At 70.9% G+C, this 14157-nt stretch carries 13 protein-coding genes and 1 pseudogene; 11 read left to right on the top strand and 3 right to left on the bottom strand.

Translation table 11 applies throughout. From position 1 onward, the window contains the following. Positions 1-138: 138 nt before the first annotated feature. Genes DY245_RS19750 through DY245_RS47875 form a run of 3 tightly spaced genes read right to left on the bottom strand, consistent with a single transcriptional unit; the run spans position 139 to position 3712 of the window. Complete coding sequence (locus DY245_RS19750; protein ID WP_128508580.1) at positions 139-903, bottom strand: SDR family NAD(P)-dependent oxidoreductase; 765 nt, start codon at positions 901-903, stop codon at positions 139-141. After that, entirely contained in the window at positions 900-2183 is a 1284-nt protein-coding gene (locus tag DY245_RS19745) for a kynureninase (RefSeq protein WP_128508579.1), read from the bottom strand. The genes DY245_RS19750 and DY245_RS19745 overlap by 4 nt, the downstream gene beginning before the upstream one ends. A gap of 26 nt (positions 2184-2209) precedes the next feature. Beyond that, complete coding sequence (locus DY245_RS47875) at positions 2210-3712, bottom strand: tryptophan 2,3-dioxygenase (protein WP_342354201.1); 1503 nt, start codon at positions 3710-3712, stop codon at positions 2210-2212. A 305-nt stretch (positions 3713-4017) separates the two neighbouring features. Here DY245_RS47875 and yczE point away from each other — a divergent pair, with 305 nt between their 5' ends. From yczE to DY245_RS19690, 11 genes and pseudogenes are all read left to right on the top strand, one after another. Beyond that, on the top strand, positions 4018-4638 hold the full coding sequence (gene yczE / locus DY245_RS19735) for a membrane protein YczE (protein ID WP_128508578.1): 621 nt from the start codon (positions 4018-4020) through the stop codon (positions 4636-4638). Between the two features lie 82 nt (positions 4639-4720). Next, a complete protein-coding gene (gene uvrC / locus DY245_RS19730) occupies positions 4721-6811 on the top strand; it encodes an excinuclease ABC subunit UvrC (protein WP_128508577.1) in 2091 nt (696 codons plus the stop codon). Further along, the gene (gene rapZ, locus DY245_RS19725) at positions 6808-7752 is read left to right on the top strand and encodes an RNase adapter RapZ (RefSeq protein WP_128508576.1); all 945 of its coding nucleotides are present in this window, start codon (positions 6808-6810) and stop codon (positions 7750-7752) included. Before uvrC ends, rapZ begins: the two co-directional genes overlap by 4 nt. After that, the gene (locus tag DY245_RS19720; protein ID WP_128508575.1) at positions 7749-8810 is read left to right on the top strand and encodes a gluconeogenesis factor YvcK family protein; all 1062 of its coding nucleotides are present in this window, start codon (positions 7749-7751) and stop codon (positions 8808-8810) included. Before rapZ ends, DY245_RS19720 begins: the two co-directional genes overlap by 4 nt. After that, positions 8801-9790 (top strand): DNA-binding protein WhiA, encoded by a 990-nt coding sequence (gene whiA / locus DY245_RS19715; protein ID WP_018091880.1) that lies wholly within the window; start codon positions 8801-8803, stop codon positions 9788-9790. The genes DY245_RS19720 and whiA overlap by 10 nt, the downstream gene beginning before the upstream one ends. Positions 9791-10041: 251 nt before the next feature. Further along, positions 10042-11046: a type I glyceraldehyde-3-phosphate dehydrogenase gene (gap, locus tag DY245_RS19710; RefSeq protein ID WP_128508574.1), complete on the top strand. Its 1005-nt coding sequence runs from the start codon at positions 10042-10044 to the stop codon at positions 11044-11046. Positions 11047-11162: 116 nt separating this feature from the next. Further along, positions 11163-11618, top strand: a pseudogene (gene pgk / locus DY245_RS46450) (phosphoglycerate kinase); the annotation flags it as partial. Position 11619: 1 nt separating this feature from the next. Beyond that, positions 11620-12428: phosphoglycerate kinase (locus DY245_RS46445; protein ID WP_244943139.1), on the top strand; the 809-nt coding region annotated here is incomplete at its 5' end. A 39-nt stretch (positions 12429-12467) separates the two neighbouring features. Beyond that, positions 12468-13223: a triose-phosphate isomerase gene (gene tpiA / locus DY245_RS19700; protein WP_128508581.1), complete on the top strand. Its 756-nt coding sequence runs from the start codon at positions 12468-12470 to the stop codon at positions 13221-13223. A 141-nt stretch (positions 13224-13364) separates the two neighbouring features. Continuing rightward, the gene (secG, locus tag DY245_RS19695) at positions 13365-13601 is read left to right on the top strand and encodes a preprotein translocase subunit SecG (RefSeq protein WP_128508572.1); all 237 of its coding nucleotides are present in this window, start codon (positions 13365-13367) and stop codon (positions 13599-13601) included. 154 nt (positions 13602-13755) lie between these two features. Next, positions 13756-14091: an RNA polymerase-binding protein RbpA gene (locus DY245_RS19690; RefSeq protein ID WP_128508571.1), complete on the top strand. Its 336-nt coding sequence runs from the start codon at positions 13756-13758 to the stop codon at positions 14089-14091. The last annotated feature ends 66 nt before the right edge of the window (positions 14092-14157 follow it).

Raw genomic sequence — 14157 nt, 5'->3', positions numbered from 1 at the left:
CGCCGTGGTCGCCCTGGGGCTGTCCGGCACAGCGGCGCTGCGCAGGCGACGCAGCCGCTGACCCGAGCCGCCTGCCCGCCGCACGCCGTCCGCGCGGCGGGCAGGCCTTCGCCCGAACTCTTTGCAGCTCAGCGCAGCTCAGTGCAGATACGACCCCCCGTTGAGATCGAGCACCGCCCCCGTCGCCCACTCCGCCTCCTCGGAGGTCAGCCAGGCCACGGCGGCCGCGATCTCCGCGGGGTCGGCGACGCGGCCCAGTGGGTGCGCGGCCAGGATGTCCTTGCCCTCGGGGCCGTGCAGCAGCTCCGCGGTCAGCCCGGTGACGGTGAAACCGGGCGCCACCGCCGCCACCGCGATCCGGTGCGGCCCCAGCGCCACCGCGAGCGACTGGGCCAGCGCATGCATCCCCGCCTTGCTCGCCCCGTAGGCGGGGAAGTCCGGCTCGCCCCGGTAGCCGCCGCGCGAGCCGACCATCACGATCCGCCCGCCCGTGGAGCCCCCGGGCCGGTCCAGCAGATGCCGTACGAAGCACCAGGACAGGTTCGCGGCGGCGATCAGATTGACGTCCAGCGTGTGCCGCCACACCTCCTGCCAGTCGTCGTACGACTGGGTAGCGATCGGCTGCTCCCGGTGGACCGCGGAGTTGTTGACGAGGATGTCCACCCCGCCGAGCGCGGCCGCCGCCGCCTCGAACACCTCCCTGGTCCGCCGCGGATCCGCGAGATCACCGGTGACGGTGGTGTGCCCGGTACCGGGCAGCGCGGCCGCCACCGCCTCGCCGGCCGCCGTGTCCGCGCGGGCATGCACCGCGACGCGGTCCCCGCGCGCCGCGTGTGCCACGGCGATCGCGGCTCCGATGCCGTCCGCGCGGGATGCTCCGGTCACCAGCACACGACGGCTCACAGGGCCCTCCCATAGGGGTCGACGGCCGCTTCGGGCACCCCCGCGCCCTTGCGGTACGGGGGAGGGTCGAAGGCGGTCAGCACCTCCCGGAACCGCCGCACCGCCTCGACGACATCCGCGTAGCGGGTCGACAGCGGCGCGGGGGACAGGCGCACCCGGTCCGGGTGGGTGTAGTCCACGAACAGCTCCGCCTCGGCGAGCGCCGGCACCAGCTTCCCGGCCTGCGGATGCCGGTAGGTGACATGGGCGCCGCGCCGCTCCGGGTCGGCGGGCCCGGCCGGGCGCAGCCCGCGCGGTACCAGTACCGCCCCGGCCAGCTCCGTCAGAAACCCGGTCAGCGCCCGGCTCTTGGCGCGTACCGCCGCCATCCCCGCCTCCGCCAGCAGATCCAGCGCGGGCTCCGCGGCGACCACCGACAGGGCGGGCGGGGTGCCGGTCAGGAAGCGCCGTATGGTCGGATCCGGGTCGTACTCGGGCCGCATGGCGAGCTGTTCACGGTGCCCGTACCAGCCGTGCACCGGCTGTACGGCCTGCGACTGCAGATCGCGGCGTACGTACAGCAGCGCCGGGCAGCCGGGCCCCGCCATCAGATGCTTGTACGTGGCGCCGACCGCCAGATCGGCGCCGGTGGCGGCCAGTTGGAGGTCCACCGCGCCCACCGCATGGCTGAGGTCCCACAGCACCAGGGCTCCCTGGGCGTGCGCGATCTCGTGCACCTCCGCCATGTCGAGCAGCGCCCCGGAGCGGTGCGAGACCAGCGACAGCACGACCACCGCGGTGTCCTCGTCCACCGCCGCCCGCAGCGTCTCCAGGTCGAGCCCGGCGTCCGGATCGGTGTGCACGGTGCGCAGCGCCCGCCCGTGGCCGGCGGCGACACCGGCCACGACATAGCGGTCGGTGGGGAAGTTGTCGTCGTCCACCACCACGGTGCGCCGGCCGGGGCGCGCGTCCAGCGCGGCGACCGTCAGCTTGTAGAGGTTGACGCTGGTGCAGTCGCTGACCACCACCTCGCCGGGCCGGGCGCCGAGCGCGACCGCGGCCATCCGGTTGCCGACCCGCTGCGGCAGGTCCAGCCACTGCGTACGGGCCCGGGCGAGCCGGTCGCCCCAGTCGCCGCGTACCACCCGGTCCAGCAGCGCCGGGGTGGCGGCGGGCAGCCGGCCGAGCGAGCCGCCGTTGAGGAACACCTGGCCGTCGGGCACCGGTGCGAAGCGGTCGACGAACGGCGCCAGCGGGTCCTGCGCGTCCAGCCGCCGGGCCCGCCGCGCGGCCTTCTCCAAGGCGGCCGTCCCACCGCCCAGGGCCCTCACAGCAGCCCCCGGCAGGTCCACAGCTCAGGGAAGAAGCGATGCTCGTTGGCCCGGCGCAGCCAGGCCGTCCCCAGGGTGCCGCCGGTGCCCGGCTTGGTGCCGATGATCCGCTCGACGGTCAGCAGATGCACCGACCGCCAGCGGCCGACCGCCTCCGCGACCCCCATCAGGGCCTCCGCGAGCAGAAACGTCTCATCGGCCGGGCCGCCCGTGCGGTACACCTCCGCCCAGGCCCGCTCGACCGCGTCCGACGGCTCGTACGCGGCGGAGAAGTCCCGCTCCAGCACCCCGGCCGGAATCGCCGCACCGCGCCGCGCCAGCAGCCGCAGCGCCGCGTCGTACACGCTCGGCGCGTGCAGCGCCTCCTGAACCTGACGGTGCACGTGCGGCACGCCCCGGTGCGCCCTGGCGAGCTCCGCCGCCTTGTTGCCGAGCGCGAACTCCACCATCCGGTACATGTACGACTGGAAGCCCGACGCCTGCCCCAGGTGATCGCGGAACGCATTGAACTCCGTCGGCGCCAGTGTGCCCAGCACGTCCCACGACGCGACCAGCAGCTCCACCACCCGCCGCAGCCGGTGCAGCCCCCACACCGCGTCCGGCACCCGGTCGCCGTCCAGCAGCGACCGCACCCGGACCAGCTCCTCGTAGACCAGCTTGAACAGCAGCTCCTTGACCTGCCCCAGGATGTAGAAGGGCAGCTCGGACGGCGCGGGGGAGCGCGGATGCTGGAGCGAGAGCAGCACATCGATGCTCTGGTAGTCGATGTACGGCGTGCTCTGCCCGGCGAAGTCGAGGACCGGCTCACCGCCGGTGGCGCCGGCCCGCGCGGCCCGCTCGGTGTCGCTGCTCACCCCGAGGTCGGGTGGTGTGGCACTCACGTGATTTTTCCCTTCCCATCTCTCCTGAGCTCGGTGGAACAGCTCCGCGAACAGCGGATCGGGCGCCGTTCCGCTCCGGTATCTGGTGCCGAAACGGTCCCGGTAGGCCGCGAACCATTCCGGGTCGGAATCGAGAAACAACACATCGTGAAAGGCCATACGCCGCAGCGCGAACATCGCGACCGGCGCCCGCGACACCGGGAATTCCCCGTTGCGGGCGGCGCGTTCGTCACAGTGGGGATGGAACTGCCCCAGCATCAGACCGCGCCGCACCAAAGAGGTCTTCGCCCGCCGCTGCGCCTGGTCGAGCAGCGCCCCGTGCGCCGCCCCGAGCTGCGGCAGGACCACGACGAGGGCGTGCAGGGCGGGGTTTCGGCCCACCCGGTCGAGCTTCGCGAACGTCGCGGTCATCCGCTCGACGACACCGGCCAGCGCCTCGGCGGTGATCCCGGCAGGCAGCCGCCACTCCTCCACCCGCAGGGAATTCGCTTTCAGCGACGGCTCGACGAACGGGCAGACCGCACCGTCCCGGCCAAGGAATTCATGGGGGCGGCACAGATAGTCCGCGAACCAGGCGTGCGCCGTGTCGACCGGCGTACGGACGCGTTCTGCAGTCACGCGGACAGAGTTGCCGAGCCGCGCCGTACGCGGCACTCACTTCCGCGTCAATCCGGTGATCGCCCACGAGATCGACTATCGGAATTGACGGCATTTGTGCCCGGCCCGTGCGTCGGGCGGCGGCGGATTCTTCTGTCCTGTACGGCCGCTGACGGGCCGTCATGTCCCTGACGTCCCCTCCTGGCGTGTGCTGGCCGGAACTTCCCCTTCTGCGGGATTGTGTTGATCTGCTACGTCACGCACCGATGCGCCACCGCCCGCAAGATGGGGCGCACACGCACCCCTCGCCCCGGAGGCCGGCCACGATGATCCTCACCCGACGCCTGGCGCATCTCTACGCCGGCCTGGTGCTCTTCGGCATCAGTACCGCCCTCCAGGTGCGCGCCGGACTCGGCCTCAACTCCTGGGACGTCTTCCACCAGGGCGTCTCCGTCCACACCGGCCTGTCCATGGGCGCCGTCGTCGTCCTCGCCTCGGCCGCCGTACTGCTGCTGTGGATCCCGCTGCGCGAGCGCCCCGGCCTGGGCACCGTCTCCAACGTCCTGATCGTCGGCACGGTCATGGACCTCACGCTCCGGCTGGTCCCGCCGCCCGCCGCCCTGACGGTCCGCATCCCGCTGCTGGCCGGCTCCGTCGTCCTCAACGGCATCGCCACCGCCCTGTACATCTCCGCCCGCTTCGGGCCGGGCCCCCGCGACGGCCTGATGACCGGACTGTGCCGGTGCACCGGCCGCTCCACCCGCCTGGTGCGCACCGTCATCGAGGTCACCGTGCTCGCCGCAGGGTTCCTCCTCGGCGGCTCGATCGGCGTGGGGACGGTGCTGTACGCGCTGGCCGTCGGCCCGCTGATCCAGTTCTTCCACCGGCGCTTCGCCCTCCCGGAGCCGCCCGCGCCGCAGGCCGGGGCCCCGGCGGTGGCGGACTGACGGCCTCGGCCGCCGCCGCCCGGCCGCGAACGGGAGCGGCCGGGAACCGTGATTGTCGGTGGCGGTCAGTAGGGTGGTGTTCATGGCAGACCCCAGCAGCTATCGACCCAAGCCGGGACAGATCCCCGACTCGCCGGGGGTCTATAAGTTCCGCGACGAGCACGGCCGCGTCATCTACGTCGGCAAGGCCAAGAGCCTGCGCCAGCGGCTGGCCAACTACTTCCAGGACCTGGCCGGCCTCCATCCGCGTACCCGCACGATGGTCACCACCGCCGCGTCCGTGGAGTGGACCGTCGTCTCCACCGAGGTCGAGGCGCTCCAGCTCGAATACAGCTGGATCAAGGAGTTCGACCCCCGCTTCAACGTCAAGTACCGCGACGACAAGAGCTATCCCTACCTCGCGGTGACCCTCAACGAGGAGTTCCCGCGCGTCCAGGTCATGCGCGGCGCCAAGAAGAAGGGCGTGCGCTATTTCGGTCCGTACGGCCACGCCTGGGCCATCCGCGAGACCGTCGACCTGATGCTGCGCGTCTTCCCCGTGCGGACGTGCTCCGCCGGTGTCTTCAAGCGCTCCGCCCAGATCGGCCGCCCCTGTCTGCTCGGCTACATCGGCAAGTGCTCGGCTCCCTGCGTCGGCCGGATCTCCGCCGAGGAGCACCACGAACTCGCCGAGGAATTCTGCGACTTCATGGCCGGCCGCACCGGCGCCCACATCCGCCGCCTGGAGCGTCGGATGCAGGACGCCGCCGAGGAGATGGAGTACGAACGCGCCGCCCGGCTGCGCGACGACATAGGGGCGCTCAAGCGGGCCATGGAGAAGAGCGCCGTGGTGCTCGCCGACGCCACCGACGCCGATCTGATCGCCGTCGCCGAGGACGAGCTGGAAGCCGCCGTCCAGATCTTCCACGTCCGCGGCGGCCGGGTGCGCGGCCAGCGCGGCTGGGTCACCGACAAGGTGCAGGCCGTCACCACCGGCGACCTCGTCGAACACGCCCTCCAGCAGCTCTACGGCGAGGAGCAGGGCGACGCCGTCCCCAAGGAAGTCCTGGTCCCGGCGCTCCCCGAGCCCGTAGAGCCGGTCGCGCAGTGGCTCTCCCAGCGCCGCGGCTCCCAGGTCTCGCTGCGCATCCCGCAGCGCGGCGACAAGAAGGACCTGATGGCCACGGTCGCGCGCAACGCCCAGCAGTCGCTGGCCCTGCACAAGACCAAGCGCGCCTCCGACCTGACCACCCGCTCCCGTGCCCTGGAGGAGATCGCCGAGGCCCTCGGCCTGGATTCGGTGCCGCTGCGCATCGAGTGCTTCGACATCTCCCACCTCCAGGGCGATGACGTCGTCGCCTCGATGGTGGTGTTCGAGGACGGCCTCGCCCGGAAGAGCGAATACCGCCGCTTCCAGATCAAGACCTTCCAGGGCCAGGACGATGTCCGCTCCATGCACGAGGTCATCGGCCGTCGCTTCAAGCGCTACCTCCAGGAGAAGCAGAAGTCCGGCGAGTGGACGGAGGAGCCGGCCGCCGACGCCCGCGTGGACGACAACGGCATCGCGAACGCCACCGTCACGGCGGGCCCGGACGGCCCGGAGCCGGACCCCACGGCCGGCCGCCCGCTCGACGAGGACGGCCGCCCCAAGCGGTTCGCCTACCCGCCCCAGCTCGTGGTCGTCGACGGCGGCGCCCCGCAGGTCGCGGCCGCCCGCCGGGCCCTGGACGAGCTCGGCATCGACGACGTCGCCGTCTGCGGTCTGGCCAAGCGCCTGGAGGAGGTCTGGCTGCCCGAGGACGACGACCCGGTCGTGCTGCCGCGCAGCAGCGAGGGCCTCTACCTCCTCCAGCGCGTCCGCGACGAGGCGCACCGCTTCGCCATCAGCTACCAGCGCAGCAAGCGCACCAAGCGGCTGAAGGCCTCCCCGCTCGACGCCGTCGCCGGGCTGGGCGACACCCGCCGCCAGGCACTGCTCAAGCACTTCGGTTCGTTGAAGAAGCTGCGGGCCGCCACGATCGACGAGATCTGCGAGGTACCGGGCGTCGGCCGCAAGACCGCGGAGACGGTCGCCGCCGCGCTGGCGGGAGCGGCACCGTCCGCCCCCGCGGTGAACACCGCCACAGGAGAGATCATTGAGGATGACGGGGCCCCGCCGGCCGCGTTGTCATCAGAACGGGGGCAGGACCGATGAGCACTCCGCACGAAGAGCAGGAAACCGAGAGAGACGGTGCACAGGTGAGTACGGGCACGACCGACCAGGGCGAGAGCGCCGCGATCCCCGAGCTGGTGATCATCTCCGGGATGTCCGGCGCCGGCCGCAGCACGGCCGCGAAGTGCCTGGAGGACCTCGGCTGGTTCGTCGTCGACAACATCCCGCCCGAGCTGATCCCGCCGATGGTCGACCTGGGCGCCCGCTCACAGGGCAATGTCGCCAAGATCGCGGTCGTCGTCGACGTCCGCGGCCGCCGCTTCTTCGCCAACCTCAAGGAGTCGCTGGCCACCCTCGACGCGCAGAACGTCAAGCGCCGCATCGTCTTCCTGGAGTCCTCCGACGAGGCCCTGGTGCGCCGCTTCGAGTCCGTACGCCGCCCGCACCCCCTCCAGGGCGACGGCCGGATCGTCGACGGCATCGCCGCCGAGCGTGATCTGCTGCGCGAGCTGCGCGGCGACGCCGACCTGGTCATCGACACCTCCAGCCTCAACGTCCACGAGCTGCGCGCCAAGCTGGACGCCCAGTTCGCCGGCGAAGAGGTCCCCGAGCTGCGCGCCACGGTCATGTCCTTCGGCTTCAAGTACGGCCTGCCGGTCGACGCCGACATGGTCATCGACTGCCGCTTCATCCCCAACCCGCACTGGGTCCCCGAGCTGCGGCCGTTCACCGGCCTCAACGACGAGGTCTCCAACTACGTCTTCAGCCAGCCCGGCTCCAAGGAGTTCCTGGACGGCTACGCCGAGCTGCTGCGGATCGTCGCGGAGGGCTACCGCCGCGAGGGCAAGCGCTATGTGACCATCGCGGTCGGCTGCACGGGCGGCAAGCACCGCAGCGTCGCGATGTCCGAGAAGCTCGCCCGCCGTCTGGTCTCCGAAGGGGTGGAAACGGTCGTCGTCCACCGGGACATGGGGCGCGAGTGAGCGGGCGCACGCCACGGCTGCGCCGGGTCCGCAGATTCGTCCCCAGCGGCCGTATGACGAAGGGCGCCACCCCCAAGGTGGTGGCGCTCGGCGGCGGCATGGGCCTGTCCGCCTCGCTGGCCGCGCTGCGCCGCATCACCGGCGATCTGACCGCTGTGGTCACGGTCGCCGACGACGGCGGCTCCAGCGGCCGGCTCCGCGACGAGCTGGGCGTGCTGCCGCCCGGCGATCTGCGCAAGGCGCTGGCCGCGCTGTGCGGTGACGACGACTGGGGCCAGACCTGGGCCCGGGTCATCCAGCACCGTTTCCAGAGCGAGGGCGAGCTGCACGACCACGCCGTCGGCAATCTGCTGATCGTCGCCCTGTGGGAGCAGCTCGGCGACCATGTCCAGGCGCTCGACCTGGTCGGCAAGCTGCTCGGCGCGCACGGCCGGGTGCTGCCCATGTCGGCGGTGCCGCTCGAACTCCAGGCCGAGGTCAGGGGTCATGACGCGGAGCGCCCGGACGAGATCACCACGGTCCGCGGCCAGGCCACCGTCGCGCTCACACGCGGCGAGGTGCAGTCCGTCCATGTGGTCCCAAAGGCCCCGCCGGCCGTCCCCGAGGCGGTGGCCGCGGTGCGCGACGCCGACTGGGTGGTGCTCGGCCCCGGCTCCTGGTTCTCGTCCGTGATCCCGCATCTGCTGGTGCCGGAACTGCGCGAGGCGCTGGAGGAGACCAAGGCCCGAAAAGTCCTTTCGCTCAACCTTGCGCCCCAACCGGGCGAAACCGATGGCTTCTCACCGCAGCGTCATTTGGAGGTTTTGGCCCGACACGCCCCTAAACTCGCCTTCGACGTGGTGCTGGCCGACAAGGCCGCCGTGCCCGACATCGAAGGTCTGACGGTTGCCGCCAAGCAGCTTGTCGGCAGCGAGGTCGAGCTGGCGGCGGTCGCCGCACAAGGAGACGACGCCCGGTCGAGCGCCGGGGGAGCCCCCGACCGGCACGACCCGGAGCTGCTGGCAGCCGCGTACGACCGTATTTTTCGGATGCATGGAAGGATCGGCCCATGGCGATGACGGCTGCGGTGAAGGATGAGATTTCCCGGCTCCCCGTCACCCGGACCTGCTGCCGGAAGTCGGAGGTCTCGTCGATCCTGCGGTTCGCGGGTGGTCTGCACCTGGTCAGCGGACGCATTGTGATCGAGGCGGAGCTGGACACGGGCATCGCTGCCCGGCGGCTGCGCAAGGACATCCTGGAGATCTTCGGGCACAGCTCCGACCTGGTGGTGATGGCCCCCGGCGGCCTGCGGCGCGGCAGCCGCTATGTCGTACGGGTGGTGGCCGGCGGCGATCAGCTGGCGCGGCAGACCGGCCTGGTCGACGGCCGCGGCCGACCCATCCGGGGCCTGCCCCCGCAGGTGGTCTCCGGCGCGACCTGCGACGCCGAGGCGGCCTGGCGCGGGGCCTTCCTCGCCCACGGCTCGCTCACCGAGCCCGGCCGCTCCTCCTCCCTGGAGGTCACCTGCCCCGGGCCCGAGGCGGCCCTCGCACTGGTCGGCGCCGCCCGCCGGCTGGGCATCGGCGCCAAGGCCCGTGAGGTGCGCGGCGTGGACCGCGTCGTCGTCCGTGACGGTGACGCGATCGGCGCGCTGCTGACGCGGCTCGGCGCCCATGAGTCGGTGCTGGCCTGGGAGGAGCGGCGGATGCGCCGCGAGGTCCGGGCCACTGCCAACCGCCTCGCCAACTTCGACGACGCCAACCTCCGCCGCTCGGCGCGCGCCGCGGTCGCCGCGGGCGCCCGGGTCCAGCGCGCCCTGGAGATCCTCGGCGAGGAGGTCCCCGAGCACTTGGCGGCGGCCGGCCGGCTGCGCATGGAGCACAAGCAGGCCTCCCTGGAGGAGCTCGGCGCCCTCGCCGACCCGCCGCTGACGAAGGACGCCGTCGCCGGCCGGATCCGGCGCCTCCTGGCGATGGCCGACAAGCGCGCCCAGGACCTCGGCATCCCCGGCACCGAATCCAACCTCACCGAGGAGCTGGCCGAAGGCATGGTCGGCTGAGCGGAGCCGATCCTTCTCCCCACGCGCCCCCGGCGCCCGTAATGGGTGCCGGGGGCGCGTGCGTGCAGACGTCAGGAGGGGGTGCGTACGGACGGCAGTCAGAGGAGCTCGGGGCCGCTCGCTTGAGCATCTTTGGTCGTCGATGTCAATGTCACGTACGTCTCGTCCAAGGGGTAGGGTCGGGGGCGGTCGGGGACATCCCATACAGCTCGCCGGTAACTGCGCCGGCGCACCAACGAGGAGATCGGTTCGTGACGATCCGCGTAGGCATCAACGGATTCGGCCGCATTGGTCGTAACTACTTCCGCGCGCTCCTGGAGCAGGGTGCGGACATCGAGATCGTCGGTGTCAACGACCTGACCGACAACGCCACCCTGGTCCACCTGCTCAAGTACGACACCATCCTGGGCCGTCTCAAGCAGGACGTCAGCCACACCGACGACACCATCACGGTCGGCAACCAGACCTTCAAGACGATGGCCGAGCGCGACCCGGCGAACCTCCCCTGGGGCGAGCTCGGCGCCGACATCGTCATCGAGTCGACCGGCATCTTCACGAAGAAGGCCGACGCCGAGAAGCACATCAAGGCCGGCGCCAAGAAGGTCCTGATCTCCGCGCCCGCCAAGGACGAGGACATCACGATCGTGATGGGCGTCAACAACGACAAGTACGACGCGGCCAAGCACCACGTCATCTCCAACGCCTCCTGCACCACCAACTGTGTGGCGCCGATGGCGAAGGTGCTCGACGAGAGCTTCGGCATCGTCAAGGGCCTGATGACCACGGTCCACGCCTACACCAACGACCAGCGCATCCTGGACTTCCCGCACAGCGACCTGCGCCGCGCCCGCGCCGCCGCGGAGAACATCATCCCGACCTCGACCGGTGCCGCCAAGGCCACCGCCCTGGTCCTCCCGCAGCTCAAGGGCAAGCTGGACGGCATCGCCATGCGCGTGCCCGTCCCCACCGGCTCGGTCACCGACCTGGTCCTGGAGCTCGACCGCGAGGTCACCAAGGACGAGATCAACACCGCCTTCCAGAAGGCCGCCGAGGGCCAGCTCAAGGGCATTCTCGAGTACACCGAGGACCCGATCGTCTCCTCGGACATCGTGAACTTCCCGGCCTCCTGCACCTTCGACTCGAAGCTGACGATGGCTCAGGGCACGCAGATCAAGGTCGTCGGCTGGTACGACAACGAGTGGGGCTACTCCAACCGCCTGGTGGACCTGACCGTCTTCGTCGGCGGCCAGCTCTGACCGGTGTCTGACCGCTAAGTCACCACGGATGTAAGGGCGGGGCTCGTACGACGCGATGAAGCGTCGTACGGGCCCCGTGCTATGACTGACTTTCCGAACAGAGTCACGGAGTCACCATGAAGACGATCGACGACCTCGCCACCGAAGGCGTCGCCGGCAAGCGAGTCTTTGTCCGCGCCGACCTGAATGTGCCGCTGGACGGCACCACCATCACCGACGACGGCCGGATCCGCGCCGTCGCCCCGACGATCGCCAGGCTCGCCGAGCTCGGCGCCAAGGTGATCGTCGCCTCGCACCTGGGCCGCCCCAAGGGCGCCCCGGACCCGGCCTTCTCGCTGGCCCCCGCCGCCGAGCGGCTGGGCGAGATCCTCGGTCAGGACGTGGCCTTCGCGACCGACACGGTCGGCGGGTCCGCCCAGGCCGTGACCGCGGGCCTGGCCGACGGCCAGGTGGCCGTCCTGGAGAACCTCCGCTTCAACGCGGGCGAGACCAGCAAGGACGACGCCGAGCGCGGCGCCTTCGCCGACCAGCTCGCCGCCCTGGCGGACCTGTACGTGGGCGACGGCTTCGGCNTCGCCGACCAGCTCGCCGCCCTGGCGGACCTGTACGTGGGCGACGGCTTCGGCGCCGTGCACCGTAAGCACGCCTCCGTCTACGACCTGCCCCAGCGCCTTACGCACGCCGCCGGCGACCTGATCGCCACCGAGGTCGGCGTCCTGAAGAAGCTGACCGAGAACGTCAAGCGCCCGTACGTGGTCGCGCTCGGCGGCGCCAAGGTCTCCGACAAGCTCGCCGTCATCGACCAGTTGCTGGAGAAGGCCGACCGCATCCTGGTCGGCGGCGGCATGGCGTACACCTTCCTCAAGGCCAAGGGCCACGAGGTCGGTATCTCGCTGCTCCAGGAGGACCAGGTCCCGGCGTGCCTGGAGTACCTGGCGCGGGCCGAGAAGCGCGGCGTGGAGTTCGTCCTCCCCGTCGATGTGCTGGTTTCGGCCGAATTCCCGGACCTGAAGACCAAGGCCCCGGCCAACCCCAAGATCGTTGCCGCGGATGCCATCCCGGCCGACGAGGAGGGCCTGGACATCGGACCGAAGACCCGCGAGCTCTACGCCGCGAAGCTCGCCGACGCGGGCACGGTCTTCTGGAACGGCCCGATGGGCGTGTTCGAGCACCCCGACTACGCCGGCGGCACCAAGGCCGTCGCGCAGGGTCTGCTGGACTCGAACGCCTTCACCGTCGTCGGCGGTGGTGACAGTGCCGCCGCGGTCCGGCTGCTGGGCTTCGACGAGAATGCTTTCGGCCACATCTCGACCGGTGGCGGCGCCAGCCTCGAATACCTCGAAGGCAAGACGCTCCCCGGCCTTGCCGCTCTGGAGGACTGAAACACCGTGACCGCTCTCAACAACGGCCGCATCCCGCTGATGGCGGGCAACTGGAAGATGAACCTCAACCACCTTGAGGCCATCGCGCACGTCCAGAAGCTCGCCTTCGCCCTCGCCGACAAGGACTTCGACGCCGTCGAGGTCGCGGTCCTGCCGCCCTTCACCGACCTCCGCTCGGTGCAGACGCTGGTCGACGGCGACAAGCTCAAGATCAAGTACGGCGCGCAGGATCTCTCCGCGCACGACTCCGGTGCCTACACCGGTGAGATCTCCGGCGCGATGCTCGCCAAGCTCAAGTGCACGTTCGCGGCCGTCGGCCACAGCGAGCGCCGTCAGTACCACGGCGAGAACGAAGAGATCTGCAACGCTAAGGTCAAGGCTGCCTTCCAGCACGGCCTTACCCCGATCCTGTGCGTCGGCGAGGGCCTGGACGTCCGCAAGGCCGGCAACCAGGTCGCGCACACCCTCGCCCAGGTCGACGGCGGTCTCAAGGACATCCCGGCCGAGCAGGCCGAGACGATCGTGATCGCCTACGAGCCGGTGTGGGCCATCGGCACCGGCGAGGTCGCCACCCCCGAGGACGCGCAGGAGGTCTGCGGTGCGATCCGCGGCCGCCTCGCCGAGCTCTACAGCCAGGAGCTGGCCGACAAGGTCCGCATCCAGTACGGCGGCTCGGTCAAGTCCGGCAATGTCGCGGCGATCATGGCGCAGCCGGATGTCGACGGCGCGCTGATCGGCGGCGCGGCGCTCGACGCGGACGAGTTTGTGAAGATCGTCCGCTTCCGCGACCAGTAGCAGCTATGACGAGGGGGAGCCCTCGTCGTACCCTGTCGGGGCCGGGACCGGTGCAGCAGCGCCGTCCCCGGCCCCGCACCATTTGTTTCGTACATGTTGTTCCATACGCCCGTCCGTCAGTCCTAGAGAGTTGGTCCAGCCGTGGTCATCGGGTTCTCGATCGCCCTCATCGTCTTCAGTCTGCTGCTGATGATGCTGGTGCTCATGCACAAGGGAAAGGGTGGCGGCCTGTCCGACATGTTCGGTGGCGGTATGCAGTCCTCGGTCGGCGGCTCCTCGGTCGCCGAGCGGAACCTGGACCGCATCACCATCGTGATCGGTCTGCTGTGGTTCGCCTGCATTGTGGTCCTTGGCGTACTGATGAAGCTCGGTAACTGACATACCGTCGGAGGCGCGGCCTATCATGAGGGCGGCGTCCTAGGAGGGGTAACTCCGCTCACTGGACGCGCGTTGGGCCTTACGTAGACTGGGGCGTTCCGCAGCGCAGCTGCTGTGAAAGCGTGGCAGCACCATTACGCAGGGAGTTACGACCGTGGCAAGTGGCAACGCGATCCGAGGAAGTCGGGTCGGGGCGGGGCCGATGGGGGAGGCCGAGCGCGGCGAGTCCGCGCCGCGCATCCGCATCTCCTTCTGGTGCTCCAACGGGCACGAGACGCAGCCCAGCTTCGCCGGCGATGCGCAGGTTCCGGAGACCTGGGACTGCCCGCGCTGTGGTTTCCCGGCAGGCAAGGACCGGGACAGCCCGCCGGACCCGCCGCGTACCGAGCCCTACAAGACCCACCTCGCCTACGTCCGGGAGCGCCGCAGCGACGCCGACGGTGAGGCGATCCTCGCGGAGGCGCTCGCCAAGCTCCGCGGCGAGATCTGACGGATCCGCACACACACCGGCCGGCCCGGCCGGAGGGGATACGCCCCTCCGGCCGGGCCGTTCGCG

The organism is Streptomyces inhibens (assembly GCF_003389455.1).
GTDB classification, from domain to species: Bacteria; Actinomycetota; Actinomycetes; order Streptomycetales; family Streptomycetaceae; genus Streptomyces; species Streptomyces inhibens.
This window is presented reverse-complemented; position numbering and strand designations above follow the sequence as displayed.